Below are 12,646 nucleotides of genomic sequence, written 5' to 3' on the forward strand. Positions count from 1 at the left end.
GTCAACATACACCGCCTTGCTATAAGCTGCCATTAATCTTTTCTAAACGAAGAGGCTTCCGTTATGCTGTAGGTCGTTGTTGTTGCAGTGATAAAGGGAAAATCATGGGATTGGTGATTAAAGCGGCTATCGGGGCGCTGGTGGTGGTGTTGATTGGTCTGCTGGCCAAAACAAAAAATTACTATATCGCCGGGCTAATCCCGTTATTTCCGACTTTCGCGCTGATTGCGCACTATATTGTCGCCACCGAGCGTGGCATTGAGGCGCTGCGCACCACGATCGTGTTCGGCATGTGAGCGATTATTCCCTATTTTATCTATTTACTGTCGCTCTGGTATTTCACCGGTTTGATGCGGGTCTGGCCGGCGCTGGGCTGTGCGGTTATTTGCTGGAGCCTCAGCGCCTGGTTGTTAATTTATTGCTGGAGCCGCCTGCACTAGCGCATCAGCATCCAGGTGGCGGGAACGGCGGCGATTAACAAGGCGCCAATCAGCGCTTTTTCATGCTGCTTGAGCATTTCCGTCATCTCATGTGTTCGACGTGCATACATAAACACCAGCAGCCCCGGTGCGTAGAGCACCACCGACAGCAATAAATGCATCGGACCGGATGCATACAGCAGCCACAAGCCATATACGCAAGCGCCAATGGCCACAGTCTGGTGCAAGGGGCGCTGCGCGATCTTCCACAGGAACGCGCCGACAAGGAAATAGGGCACCAGAATCATCTCTGACGCGATGGTCAGCAGCGTGTTGTAATCCGAACCGGTGAGCCAGATAAGCACCAGGCAAACCTGCACGCTGATATTGGTCAGCCATAAAGAGGCAGCAGGCGCGTTGTTTTTATTCTGTCGCGCGAAGATTTTCGGGAACGCTTTATGCGTCGCGGCCAGTAACGGCACTTCCGCCGCCATAATCGTCCAGCTCAGGTACGCGCCGCAGACGGAGACAATCAAACCCGCCGCGATAATGACTTCGCCCCAGCTCCCCAGCAGTTTCACCATCAGACCGGCCATTGACGGATTACGCATTTCCGCGAGTTCCGGGCGGGCAACAACGCCGAGCGAAAGCAGGGTAACCAGCAGGTAGACGGTCAGCGCCGCCAGCACGGCGAGCAGTGTGGCGCGGCCAACATCGTGCTTATTGCGCGCCCTGGCAGAAACCACAACCGCGCCTTCGACACCAATAAATACCCACAGGGTAATCAGCATGGTGTTTTTCACCTGCTCCCACACCGGAACACCCAGCGCGATGCCGCTGAAATCAAGACGGAACTTATCGAGGTTAAAGGCCAGCGCCGCCAGCACAATAAACAGCCCGAGCGGCACCAGTTTCGCCAGCGTCGCGGCCAGATTGATACTCGCTGCGGTTTGTACGCCGCGCAGAACAAGCGCATGCACAATCCACAATAACGCGGATGCGCCAACAATTGCCTGCCAGGTATTACCATCGCCAAACAAGCGCAACGATGGCGTGTCGGTAAAGAAACTCAGAGCGGAAAAGACGATAACCAGATAAGAGACGTTGGCTATAACCGCGCACAGCCAGTAGCCCCAGGCCGAACAAAAGCCAATCAGCTCCCCAAAACCTTCGCGGGCGTAAGTGAATATGCCGCCATCCAGATCCGGGCGAATACGGGTCAGGATCAGCATGGCAAAGGCGAGCAATAAAATCCCCGCCCCGGTGATCATCCAGCCAATGATCAGCGCTGCCGGGCTGGCAACTTCCGCCATATTTTGCGGCAGGCTGAAAACGCCAGCGCCCAGCATCGAGCTTAAAACCAGCGCAGTTAATGCGCTAAGGCCAAGTTTCTTTTCCATGGTTATCCTGTCAAAAAAGCAACTAATCCAGAATAATTATTTTGCCGTGGCGCATAAATATGGTGGATATCACTAAGGCGCGGGATTTTACGGAGAGTCGACGGGCCATGCAATGAGGTGGCACGACAATTTTACGAAAAAGGGTAAAAAAATAAAAAAGGCGGCCGTAGCCGCCTGATTCATAAATGCAGATTATTTATACAGATCGGCGCTGATGGTCATGTTATTGCCACTTTCTGACCACTGGCGGGTGATGTGATAATACTTAGCACCTTTCTGCGCGGCGCGTTTGGCGACCTGATAAGAGATCTCGGTCATGTTGCCATAGTTGCCGGTGAACTTGATGCTGTCGAAAGGCACCATCTGCGCGGCAGTGATTTTATTCACTTCTTCAATCTTTGTTCCGTCAGGCAACGTGACACTGTAACGACCACCGGAAGAGGATTGCGTTTCGAAGAATCGGCCAACACCGACGCCCGCTGTCGCATCGCTGGCGACGCCTGGGATCTCAACTTTTTTCGCTTCTTCACCGCCTTTTGCCAGCGCGGCGCGGCCAGCATCCGAGTCACGCGGGATAGCATCCGCGCTCTGGATAACGCGTTTTTTCGCGTCTGCTTTATAGATAAAGGCCGTGACGATCTGGTTGCCACCCTGATTAGCATCAACCTGGCGAACAATAAAGAAAGAGGCTGCGCCTTTCTCTTTAGCGGCTTTAGTAATTGCGTCGTTCACTTCCGGCTGAGTGCGGAAGAAACCCTGAACGGTCACCGTATCGTACGGCTGCAGGGCAATTGCCTGATCTTTGGGTAACTCGGTCACGCCGTTAATAACACGGAAAGCAGGACGCTCCGCTTTTGCGGCGTTAGCTTTGTATAAATCGACCGTGGCGCGCTGATTACCGCTGTTGCCCGCGTCGGAGGTATCAACAACGTAAAATGATGCGGCACCTTCTTTATCCGCGCGTTTGGATGCTGCGTTAACGACGTCGCCAATGGCATTAAAACGGCCGGTGATCACGATGCGATCGTAAGGTTTTACCGCTGCCGCTTGCTCCGGTGTTAACTCTGTCGCTGCGTTGGCGGTAAATGCCGTTGCCGAGAGAAGTGCTGACGCCAGGAGGGTGTACTTAAGCTTCATAAAAATAATCCTTCGCCTTGCGCAAACCATAAACTGGTGTTGTTGTTGGGAAAACGTCGGTGATTATTGCATTTAAACAGCGCAACTGTCTGCGTCATTTTTCACTGACTGTGCGGCCGAGGGGGAAATAACGATAACCTTTAGTGATATGTTGAAAAAACAGACGCTTGACCAGCAAAATCGATAAAGGTTATGACTTTTTTAAGTTAATACATTGTTAAAAAGCGAATCTGCACCGGAGATTAATCGTGTTTTGCCGCTTCGCTTGAGCGGAATATCGGCCTGTATGCGGGAATTTAAGTCAAATAAGCTTGCCTGCGGCCTCCGACAGTTAATTTTCACGGATAAATGCATAATTTCTCTTTTCCGGCTGTGGATCACAGGCGTTATTTTCAGTAGGTTATAGAAAGTTTGTTACTGTTTTATTTTCCGCAGCGTTGCGTAAATAACCGCGCCGGAACCACTGACAAACCATCATCTAAAACCGATGGAAGGGAAAACTATGCGTATTGGTGTACCTAAAGAACGGTTGGCCAATGAAACCCGCGTTGCTGCGACGCCGAAAACGGTCGAGCAACTGCTTAAACTGGGTTTTACCGTCGCGATTGAAAGCGGCGCGGGCAAGCTGGCAAGTTTCGATGACGATGCGTTCGTCCAGGCCGGGGCGACGATTGTCGATGGGAGCAACGTCTGGCACTCGGACGTTATCCTCAAAGTTAACGCACCGAACGACGAAGAGATCGCGCTGCTTAATCCAGGCACGACGCTGGTGAGTTTTATCTGGCCTGCGCAAAATCCGGCATTAATGGAGAAGCTGGCCGCGCGTAACATTACCGTGATGGCAATGGATTCCGTGCCGCGTATCTCCCGCGCCCAGTCGCTGGATGCGCTGAGCTCAATGGCTAACATTGCGGGATATCGTGCGATTGTTGAAGCGGCGCATGAATTCGGCCGTTTCTTTACCGGGCAGATCACGGCGGCGGGCAAAGTGCCGCCGGCGAAAGTGATGGTGATTGGCGCAGGCGTTGCCGGTTTAGCGGCGATTGGCGCGGCCAACAGTCTTGGAGCCATTGTGCGTGCGTTCGACACGCGCCCTGAAGTCAAAGAACAGGTGCAGAGTATGGGCGCCGAGTTCCTGGAGCTGGATTTCCAGGAAGAAGCGGGCAGCGGCGACGGCTACGCAAAAGTGATGTCTGAAGCCTTTATCAAAGCAGAAATGGAACTCTTCGCAGCCCAGGCGAAAGATGTCGATATTATTGTCACCACGGCGCTTATTCCGGGGAAACCCGCACCGAAGCTGATCACCCGTGAAATGGTTGACTCCATGAAACCGGGCAGCGTTATTGTTGACCTTGCTGCGCAAAACGGCGGCAACTGTGAATACACGGTACCGAACGAGGTCAGCACCACCGCCAATGGCGTGAAAGTGATCGGTTATACCGATTTACCAGGCCGTTTGCCTACGCAGTCTTCCCAGCTTTATGGCACCAACCTTGTGAACCTGCTGAAACTGCTGTGCGTTGAAAAAGATGGCAACGTGGTTGTCGATTTTGATGACGTAGTGGTTCGTGGGGTTACCGTGGTTCGCGAGGGTGAAGTTACCTGGCCTGCACCGCCGATTCAGGTTTCTGCACAGCCGCAAGCTGCGCCAAAAGCGGCTGCGGCACCAAAAGAAGAGGCCAAACCGGCTTCGCCGTGGCGGAAATATGCCTTTATGGCTCTGGCGATCATTCTGTTTGGCTGGCTTGCGGATGTTGCGCCAAAAGAGTTCCTCGGCCACTTTACCGTTTTCGCGCTGGCTTGCGTGGTCGGTTACTACGTGGTGTGGAACGTCTCGCATGCGCTGCACACGCCGCTGATGTCGGTGACGAACGCCATTTCCGGCATAATCGTTGTCGGCGCGCTGTTGCAGATTGGTCACGGCGGCTGGGTCAGCTTCTTGAGTTTTATTGCGGTACTGATTGCCAGCATTAATATTTTTGGTGGTTTCACCGTCACTCAGCGCATGCTGAAAATGTTCCGGAAGAACTAAGGGGTAACAGATGTCTGGAGGATTAGTTACAGCTGCATACATTGTTGCCGCGATCCTGTTTATTTTCAGCCTGGCGGGACTTTCTAAACACGAAACGTCCCAGCAGGGGAATAACTTTGGTATCGCCGGGATGGCGATTGCGCTGATTGCAACCATCTTTGGCCCGGACACCGGCAATGTCGCCTGGATTTTAGTGGCGATGATTATCGGCGGCGCGATTGGTATTCGCCTGGCGAAGAAAGTTGAAATGACCGAAATGCCAGAGCTGGTGGCGGTGCTGCACAGCTTCGTCGGCCTGGCTGCGGTACTGGTAGGCTTTAACAGCTATCTCGACCACGAAGTAGGGCTGGATCCGGTGCTGGTGAATATTCACCTGACTGAAGTGTTCCTCGGCATCTTTATTGGTGCGGTGACCTTCACGGGGTCTATTGTCGCATTCGGTAAACTGCGCGGGAAAATCTCTTCTAAGCCGCTGATGCTGCCGCATCGTCACAAACTTAACCTGGCGGCGTTAGTGGTTTCCTTCGTGCTGCTGCTGGTGTTTGTGCGCACTGAAAGCGTCGGCTTGCAAGTGCTGGCGCTGTTGGTGATGACGATAATCGCGCTGATGTTTGGCTGGCATCTGGTGGCCTCTATCGGCGGTGCGGATATGCCGGTTGTGGTTTCCATGCTGAACTCCTATTCCGGTTGGGCGGCAGCGGCGGCGGGCTTTATGCTCAGCAATGACCTGCTGATCGTGACCGGTGCGCTGGTCGGTTCTTCCGGTGCGATCCTCTCTTACATTATGTGTAAGGCGATGAACCGCTCCTTTATCAGCGTGATTGCCGGTGGTTTTGGTACTGACGGCTCCTCAACCGGTAGCGATGAAGAAGCGGGTGAGCACCGTGAAATCAATGCCGAAGAGACCGCAGAACTGCTGAAAAACTCGCATTCGGTCATTATCACCCCAGGCTACGGCATGGCGGTGGCGCAGGCGCAGTATCCGGTGGCAGAAATCACCGAGAAACTGCGCGCGCGCGGTGTGAAGGTGCGTTTCGGTATTCACCCGGTTGCCGGACGTCTGCCGGGTCATATGAACGTGCTGCTGGCGGAAGCGAAAGTGCCGTATGACATCGTGCTGGAAATGGACGAAATCAACGATGATTTCGCCGACACCGATACCGTACTGGTTATCGGTGCGAACGACACGGTTAATCCGGCGGCGCAGGATGATCCGAAGAGCCCGATCGCAGGTATGCCGGTGCTGGAAGTATGGAAAGCGCAGAACGTGATCGTGTTCAAGCGCTCCATGAACACGGGCTACGCGGGCGTGCAAAACCCTTTGTTCTTCAAAGAGAACACGCAGATGCTGTTTGGCGATGCCAAAGCCAGCGTCGACGCTATCCTCAAAGCGCTGTAAATCGTACGGATTGAAAAACCGCTCTTCGGAGCGGTTTTTTTTGGCCTGCGTAGACGAAAGCAGAGTGTCTATACTTTTATCTTCATGTTTTTTATGAGGAGGAAGGATGACGTTTTTGTCACGTTTTGACTTTATATCCATATTGATGCTGCCCTCATTCTGGATTGGTCTTGCCACGGTGGTTATCGTTACGCTGGTTGTCTACTGGCTGTTCACCTACTTACTGAATATGGTGCTGAAAGGCGCGCGCAACTGGAGTGAAAAGCAGGAGGGCGTCGGCAGGCTGCAGCATGTTGTGGTGGATATGCTCAGGCGCACCAGCAAATTCCTGCTCTTTGTGGCGGCGTTACTCTTCAGCCTGCGGTTTGTCGATCTCCCCGATCACCTGTTTAACACGCTCGGGCACGCCTGGTTTTTAGTGCTGGCGATCCAAATCGCCCTCTGGCTTGATCAGGGCGTGGTGTCGTGGATGCGTCATTTGATGTTCTCGCCCAACACCAGTAAAAATCCGGTCACTATGGTTATCGCTGGTCTGCTGCTGCGCATGATGCTGTGGACGATGATGTTGTTATCGATTCTGGCGAATGTCGGGGTCAACATTACCGCTCTGGTCGCCAGTCTTGGGGTGGGCGGTATCGCCATTGCGCTGGCGGTACAAACCATTCTCAGCGATGTTTTCGCCTCACTTTCTATCGGTTTTGATAAACCTTTCGAGATTGGTGACTTTGTCGTTTTCGGCGACGTTGCCGGCACCATTGAGCATATTGGCCTGAAAACAACGCGTATCCGTAGCCTGAGCGGGGAGCAGATTGTCTGCGGTAACGCCATCCTGCTTCAGCAAACGCTTCATAACTACAAACGTATGCAGACCCGGCGCATCGTCTTCACTTTTGGTCTGGCGCTCACTACGCCGCCGGAGAAGCTGCGTAAAGTGGGTGAGATGGTGCGTAGCATCATCACTGATGTTGGCAACACGCGTTTTGACCGTGCTCATTTCCTCGGGTTTGGTACCGATCGGCTGAATTTTGAAGTGGTGCATATCGTCAATTCGGCAGACTACAACACCTACATGGATATCCAGCAAGAAATCAATATCCGCATCATGGAGCATCTGGCCGCAGAGGAGATTGAACTGGCACTGCCGTGCGTAGTGGTGAAAGGGGGAGTGGCTGTTGAAACGCCGCCCGCAGAGCCACAGGGGGAACAAACGGCTGTATAAAAAAACCCGCCTTGCGGCGGGTTGCTTGTTTAGTCGTCTTCTTCGTCGTCCAGTTCGACAGGCGTGTGGTACTCATCCGGTTTAATGACCAGCAGATCGCAACGCAAATGATCAATAACCTGCTCGGCGGTGTTGCCAAGGAAGGCGGCGGAAATCCCGGTGCGCCCGATGGTGCCAAGCACGACAATCCCTGCCTGCAGGTGTTCAGCCAGATCCGGGATCACCTCTTCAGGTAACCCTTTTTCCACATGCGTGAGTTTTTCGTCGATGCCAAATTTCTGCCGTAACGCTTTCATCGCCAGCAAGTGCTGACCGCGAATGGCGTCGTTGTATACGCTGGGATCGAATTCCGGCAGCTCAATCGCGATGTTGATAGGCGTCACCGGGTATGCGCCAACGAGATGCACTTCGGTGTGGTTAACCTGTTCGGCCAGATGCAGCGTCTCTTTGACCAGCTTTTCATTCAGCGAGTTGTGGTAAATCTCTTCGCTGGCGAGATTGACTGCGACCACTGCACGCCCGGCTTCTGGCCAGGGCTGGTCTTTCACCATCCATACCGGGCACGGGCATTTGCGTAGCAGATGCCAGTCGGTCGGGGTAAAAATAACGGATTCCAGTTTGTCATGCTGGTGGGTCATCTTCAGCAGTAAATCGTGTCCACCAGCCAGAACTTCCTGAATGATGGCTTCGAAGGGACGATTGTGCCAGACCACTTTAATTTCGACTGGCACACCCGCGTCGATATAGTATTTCGCCTGCTCGCGGATCCACGCGGTACGCTGGCTGATGACGCCCTGGCGCATCGCGGTACGCTCGTCGGGGGACAGAAGGGTGGTCATTTCGTAAGAGAAGTCATAGATAGGCAAAAACGCTTTGATGCGGCCGCCAATCCGTTGATGCAAATACACAGCACGTCGTAACGCTGGCTGATCGTCCTGATTGGGATCGATGGCGACCAACATATTCTGATACTTAGCCATACAGGGTCTCCTTACATCTGTCACCACAGTCTGTCAGTAAAAGATAACCCATAAGTGCTGAATGAAACAGGGGAAAGCCTTCGCCAGATCAATAAATCAGATAAATTTAATGACCCGGCAAAGGTGAGATCAAACGGGGGAAAACTCAGGCAACGTTACGCGCATGGCCAGCCAGTTGCGCCAGCATGTCACTATTTTCAATGGTGATATATTTCCCTTTTACCGCCAGCATGCCGCTCTTCTGGAAACGACCTAACAGACGGCTGATAGTTTCCACCGTCAGACCCAGATAGTTGCCGATGTCGCCACGCGTCATCGTCAGGCGGAATTCACGCGGGGAGAAACCGCGCTGTGCAAAACGGCGTGAGAGGTTATAAATAAACGCCGCCAGGCGCTCTTCTGCATTTTTCTTCGAAAGTAGCAGGATCATATCCTGATCGCCTTTGATCTCGCCGCTCATCAAACGCATCATCTGCTGACGCAGGTTGGGCATTTTACCCGAGAGGTCATCCAGCGTTTCAAAGGGGATTTCACAGACCATTGATGTTTCAAGCGCCTGTGCGAAGCTCGGGTGATGACCGGTACCGATGGCATCAAAGCCCACCAAATCACCCGCCAGATGGAAACCGGTGATCTGCTCGTCGCCCTGTTCGGTAATGGTGTAACTTTTGATCGTACCGGAGCGGATAGCGTACAGCGATTTCAATTCATCCCCGGCTTTGAACAAGGTCTGACCTTTCTGGATGGGCTTTTTACGCTCAATGATGTTATCGAGCTGATCCAGCTCATGTTCATTAAGAGTAAAGGGGATGCAAAGCTGGCTAATGCTGCAATCCTGGCAATGGATTGCACAACCGCCAGACTGAATGCGTCGTATAATTCGCTTTTCCGGGATCATAGGTCTGCTCAACGCCGTAATTGATATTGGTCAATTTTAACAGCTTTTTACTGGGCGCGTAAGCCCGGTAAAACGTCAATTCACGATTAATAAAACGGGAGGCAGAAATGAGAAGAGATGATATTGCACCATCTCTTTGAAATTCCATCATTTCGCTAAGGCTTTTACCACAAAAGAGGGTGAAAAGAACGCTAAATATGCGTTTTTTCTCACAATAGAAGATACCCTTCATGGCGTAGCAACCACTCTTTTCGCTGCACGCCGCCCGCATATCCCGTCATCGTGCCGTTACTGCCAATAACGCGATGGCAGGGCACGACAATACTCACCGGATTTGAACCATTCGCTGCGCCGACCGCGCGCGCGGCGCCTGCACGTCCCAGTTTTACCGCCAGTTGACCATAATGCATTACCTGGCCGCAGGGGATAGTGCGTAGCGCTTGCCATACTTCGCGCTGAAAAGGTGTGCCGCCAGTCGCCGTCGGCAGTGTTTCTATCACTGCCAGATCACCGTCAAAATAGTCCTGCAATTTTTGGCTTAAGCCGCCCGGATTATGCGCCGCCACTCGCTGGTAACCCTCCCGACGATAGTGAATATTCAGTAACTCAACCATTCGTTCGCTGTGTTCTTCCCATTCAACCGCGCGAAGCTGGAATTGCTCATCGCACAGAACCCAAAGCGGGCCAAGCGGCGTGGGAATATTATCTTCAAGTAGGGTTAGCATTTGGCATCCTTTTCAGTGGGCAACAGCGCCAATTTACCAAACGACCTGTGATGCTGCTATACCCCGAAAGGGACTATATTCTGGATAAAGAAATAAGCTGGTGAAATAATAGTCAGCGAAGTATGCATTATTTAATGGATGATATATGTGCTTATTTCGTGAATAAAAAAATAGAGCCTGCCGACATCCGTCAGGCTCTACAGTACACACAGCAGCGCATCCGTTCGTTATTTTGTGCATTTTCATCCTTGCGCGGTAAATATAGTTATAGCGTTCCTGCATCATATTTCCACTCTGAATTGGTGATTGATTTCACGTTAATTTAACTGAAATTCAGAATATTAATTTTCCTTAAGGTTAAGTTCTAATAGCATTACGAAGAATAATGTTATTGGAATATCGTCCGGGAGAACCAATCGCTAGTATCTAAAAACCAATTTAGCACCGGTCATTGTGAGCGCAGGCACTGCCAGCTATAGTACGGAGGCAGAAGTAGCTGGAGGACTGCCCTATGAACCCTGACGACAAATCGCTTTTCCTTGACGCCATGGAAGATGTCCAACCCCTGAAGCGCAGTGCCGATGTGCACTGGCAACCGAGCCACAATTCGCGCACGTTACAACGCGTCGACACGCTGCAACTCGACAACTTTCTGACCACCGGGTTTCTTGATATCGTGCCGCTTGGCTCACCGCTGGAGTTCAAACGAGAAGGTCTGCAACAAGGAGTGCTTGATAAACTGCGCCAGGGGAAATATGGCCAACAGGCAAGCCTGAACTTACTGCGCCAATCGGTAGAGCAGTGCCGACAAATGGTGTTCCGTTTTATGTATCATGCGCGCCAGGATGGGCTACGCAATGTGCTTATCATTCATGGTAAAGCGCGTGAAGACGGTTCGCATGCGAATATCATTCGGAGTTATCTGGCGCGCTGGCTGCCTGAATTCGATGAGGTCCAGGCGTTTTGCACCGCGTTGCCGCACCACGGCGGAAGCGGTGCTTGTTACGTCGCTATCCGCAAGTCCGAGCAGGCAAAACAGGATAACTGGGAACGGCATGCAAAACGCAGTCGTTGAAGAACGCAGCGGAATCGGGAAATTGGCTTGCGAATGGTAAATAAAGGGCGGGAACCAGACAGGTTCCCGTTGTGTTATTAATCGGCATATTCGGTCGCAATAAGGATTTCACGTTGCCGGGTATCCAGCGCGTTTGAAAGATGTTCTGCCTCCGTACTATTCAGCTCAATTGAAATATCATCCCGCCCATCGTTGAAATTGATGTGCAGGCATACGCTGCCATTAGGTTTTGTCACGGTAATTTGATTTGGAAACAATGTAATATTCTTTTTACTCATCATTTATACCTCTTCAGTATTCGACTAACTCCCTTTGACCTTCCATCGCTGCCAGAACCCCATCGGCCAGCGCGAACATTTCATCCTCACCAGGATAAACGATGATTTCAGGTGTAATAAAACTGACGCGCTGACGGATAAGTTCGACAATTCTTCTGTTATAGGCTATGCCGCCGGTAATAATGATGGCATCGACCCACCCCTCCAGTACCGCGGCGCACGAGGCGATCTCTTTGGCTATCTGGTAGGCCATAGCTTCCAGAATCTCCAGCGCCTTTTTATTCCCATCCATAATCTGTTGCTCAACGTCGCGGATATCCTTGGTGCCGAGATAACCATATACGCCGCCTTCGCCAATCAACTTCTTCTTCAGTTGCGCATACGTGTACTGCCCTGAAAAACACAGTTTTAATAATTCATAGCTGGGAAGGCGGCCAGCGCGTTCCGGCGAGAATGGTCCATCGCCGCCCAGGGCTGAATTCACATCCACAATACGTCCATCGCGGTGAACACCCACGCTGATACCGCCACCTAAATGGGCCACGATCAATTTAAGCGCAGAATAGGGGCGGTTTGTTTCCGTGGCATAACGATGCGCAACAGCCTTTTGATTCAGCGCGTGAAAAGCGCCAACGCGTGAAATTTCCGGCATTCCGGATATTTTTGCTATCGGGTCATATTCGTCGACGACGACAGGATCAACGGTATAAGCCATCTCTTCTTTATTTACCGCCCGCGCGAGCTCCCAGGCCAATATGGCTCCCAGATTAGAAGCATGTTCACCGTTCAGGCCGACACTGGCATCGTGAATATAGTCGTCATTAATCCGATAAACGCCGCTTTGCAAATGACGAACCAGACCACCGCGGCCGATAAATATATCAATGTCGTTTAAGCGAAAACCATGCTCCTGCAATATGTCGAGAATAATCTGTTTGCGAAAGGCTTTTTGCTCCAGAATCGTGGAAAAAGCCGCCATCTCTTTTTCATCATGATTAAATGTGCGGTAAATAAGCTGCGTGCGGTTGTTATATACCGCAATTTTTGTAGACGTTGAGCCTGGATTTATTACCAAAATATACAT

General features: G+C 51.9%; 11 protein-coding genes and 1 pseudogene. 5 read left to right on the forward strand and 7 right to left on the reverse strand.

Annotated elements, in window-relative coordinates:
• Nucleotides 1-104: 104 nt before the first annotated feature.
• Nucleotides 105-440, forward strand: a pseudogene (locus tag JKP81_RS11620) (GlpM family protein).
• On the opposite strand, the gene JKP81_RS11625 reads toward JKP81_RS11620, so the two are convergent.
• Both JKP81_RS11625 and ydgH read right to left on the reverse strand, forming a co-directional pair.
• Complete coding sequence (locus tag JKP81_RS11625; protein ID WP_200551852.1) at nucleotides 437-1,819, reverse strand: amino acid permease; 1,383 nt, start codon at nucleotides 1,817-1,819, stop codon at nucleotides 437-439. The pseudogene JKP81_RS11620 and the gene JKP81_RS11625 overlap by 4 nt on opposite strands.
• A 192-nt stretch (nucleotides 1,820-2,011) precedes the next feature.
• Nucleotides 2,012-2,956 (reverse strand): DUF1471 family protein YdgH, encoded by a 945-nt coding sequence (gene ydgH, locus JKP81_RS11630; RefSeq protein WP_200551853.1) that lies wholly within the window; start codon nucleotides 2,954-2,956, stop codon nucleotides 2,012-2,014.
• 502 nt (nucleotides 2,957-3,458) lie between these two features.
• Here ydgH and pntA point away from each other — a divergent pair.
• From pntA to JKP81_RS11645, 3 genes are all read left to right on the forward strand, one after another.
• On the forward strand, nucleotides 3,459-4,988 hold the full coding sequence (gene pntA, locus JKP81_RS11635) for a Re/Si-specific NAD(P)(+) transhydrogenase subunit alpha (RefSeq protein WP_200551854.1): 1,530 nt from the start codon (nucleotides 3,459-3,461) through the stop codon (nucleotides 4,986-4,988).
• A gap of 10 nt (nucleotides 4,989-4,998) precedes the next feature.
• Nucleotides 4,999-6,387: a Re/Si-specific NAD(P)(+) transhydrogenase subunit beta gene (gene pntB, locus JKP81_RS11640; RefSeq protein ID WP_200551855.1), complete on the forward strand. Its 1,389-nt coding sequence runs from the start codon at nucleotides 4,999-5,001 to the stop codon at nucleotides 6,385-6,387.
• 106 nt (nucleotides 6,388-6,493) lie between these two features.
• Entirely contained in the window at nucleotides 6,494-7,606 is a 1,113-nt protein-coding gene (locus JKP81_RS11645; protein ID WP_200551856.1) for a mechanosensitive ion channel family protein, read from the forward strand.
• A gap of 29 nt (nucleotides 7,607-7,635) precedes the next feature.
• On the opposite strand, the gene uspE is transcribed toward JKP81_RS11645, so the two are convergent.
• From uspE to ogt, 3 genes are all read right to left on the reverse strand, one after another.
• Nucleotides 7,636-8,586, reverse strand: coding sequence for a universal stress protein UspE (uspE, locus tag JKP81_RS11650; protein ID WP_200551857.1), 951 nt, complete (start codon nucleotides 8,584-8,586; stop codon nucleotides 7,636-7,638).
• A 145-nt stretch (nucleotides 8,587-8,731) separates the two neighbouring features.
• Nucleotides 8,732-9,484, reverse strand: coding sequence for a fumarate/nitrate reduction transcriptional regulator Fnr (fnr, locus tag JKP81_RS11655; RefSeq protein WP_016496244.1), 753 nt, complete (start codon nucleotides 9,482-9,484; stop codon nucleotides 8,732-8,734).
• Between the two features lie 209 nt (nucleotides 9,485-9,693).
• On the reverse strand, nucleotides 9,694-10,209 hold the full coding sequence (ogt, locus tag JKP81_RS11660; RefSeq protein ID WP_200551858.1) for a methylated-DNA--[protein]-cysteine S-methyltransferase: 516 nt from the start codon (nucleotides 10,207-10,209) through the stop codon (nucleotides 9,694-9,696).
• 511 nt (nucleotides 10,210-10,720) lie between these two features.
• Between ogt and smrA the strand changes: the two genes are divergently transcribed.
• Nucleotides 10,721-11,284, forward strand: coding sequence for a DNA endonuclease SmrA (smrA, locus tag JKP81_RS11665; RefSeq protein ID WP_200551859.1), 564 nt, complete (start codon nucleotides 10,721-10,723; stop codon nucleotides 11,282-11,284).
• A 77-nt stretch (nucleotides 11,285-11,361) separates the two neighbouring features.
• On the opposite strand, the gene JKP81_RS11670 is transcribed toward smrA, so the two are convergent.
• Together JKP81_RS11670 and buk are read right to left on the reverse strand one after the other, a co-directional pair.
• Nucleotides 11,362-11,565 (reverse strand): hypothetical protein, encoded by a 204-nt coding sequence (locus JKP81_RS11670; protein WP_234455610.1) that lies wholly within the window; start codon nucleotides 11,563-11,565, stop codon nucleotides 11,362-11,364.
• A gap of 10 nt (nucleotides 11,566-11,575) precedes the next feature.
• Entirely contained in the window at nucleotides 11,576-12,646 is a 1,071-nt protein-coding gene (buk, locus tag JKP81_RS11675) for a butyrate kinase (RefSeq protein WP_200551860.1), read from the reverse strand.

Source organism: Kosakonia sp. LAM2021, assembly GCF_016620385.1.
Taxonomy (GTDB): domain Bacteria; phylum Pseudomonadota; class Gammaproteobacteria; order Enterobacterales; family Enterobacteriaceae; genus Kosakonia; species Kosakonia sacchari.

What these genes read in the sequence shown, in the direction of transcription:
- JKP81_RS11625 (WP_200551852.1), bottom strand. Translation starts at nt 1,819, where the DNA reads ATGGAAAAGAAACTTGGCCTTAGCGCATTAACTGCGCTGGTTTTAAGC.
- JKP81_RS11670 (WP_234455610.1), bottom strand. Translation starts at nt 11,565, where the DNA reads ATGATGAGTAAAAAGAATATTACATTGTTTCCAAATCAAATTACCGTG.
- ydgH (WP_200551853.1), bottom strand. Translation starts at nt 2,956, where the DNA reads ATGAAGCTTAAGTACACCCTCCTGGCGTCAGCACTTCTCTCGGCAACG.
- pntB (WP_200551855.1), top strand. Translation starts at nt 4,999, where the DNA reads ATGTCTGGAGGATTAGTTACAGCTGCATACATTGTTGCCGCGATCCTG.
- smrA (WP_200551859.1), top strand. Translation starts at nt 10,721, where the DNA reads ATGAACCCTGACGACAAATCGCTTTTCCTTGACGCCATGGAAGATGTC.
- fnr (WP_016496244.1), bottom strand. Translation starts at nt 9,484, where the DNA reads ATGATCCCGGAAAAGCGAATTATACGACGCATTCAGTCTGGCGGTTGT.
- buk (WP_200551860.1), bottom strand. Translation starts at nt 12,646, where the DNA reads ATGTATATTTTGGTAATAAATCCAGGCTCAACGTCTACAAAAATTGCG.
- uspE (WP_200551857.1), bottom strand. Translation starts at nt 8,586, where the DNA reads ATGGCTAAGTATCAGAATATGTTGGTCGCCATCGATCCCAATCAGGAC.
- ogt (WP_200551858.1), bottom strand. Translation starts at nt 10,209, where the DNA reads ATGCTAACCCTACTTGAAGATAATATTCCCACGCCGCTTGGCCCGCTT.
- pntA (WP_200551854.1), top strand. Translation starts at nt 3,459, where the DNA reads ATGCGTATTGGTGTACCTAAAGAACGGTTGGCCAATGAAACCCGCGTT.
- JKP81_RS11645 (WP_200551856.1), top strand. Translation starts at nt 6,494, where the DNA reads ATGACGTTTTTGTCACGTTTTGACTTTATATCCATATTGATGCTGCCC.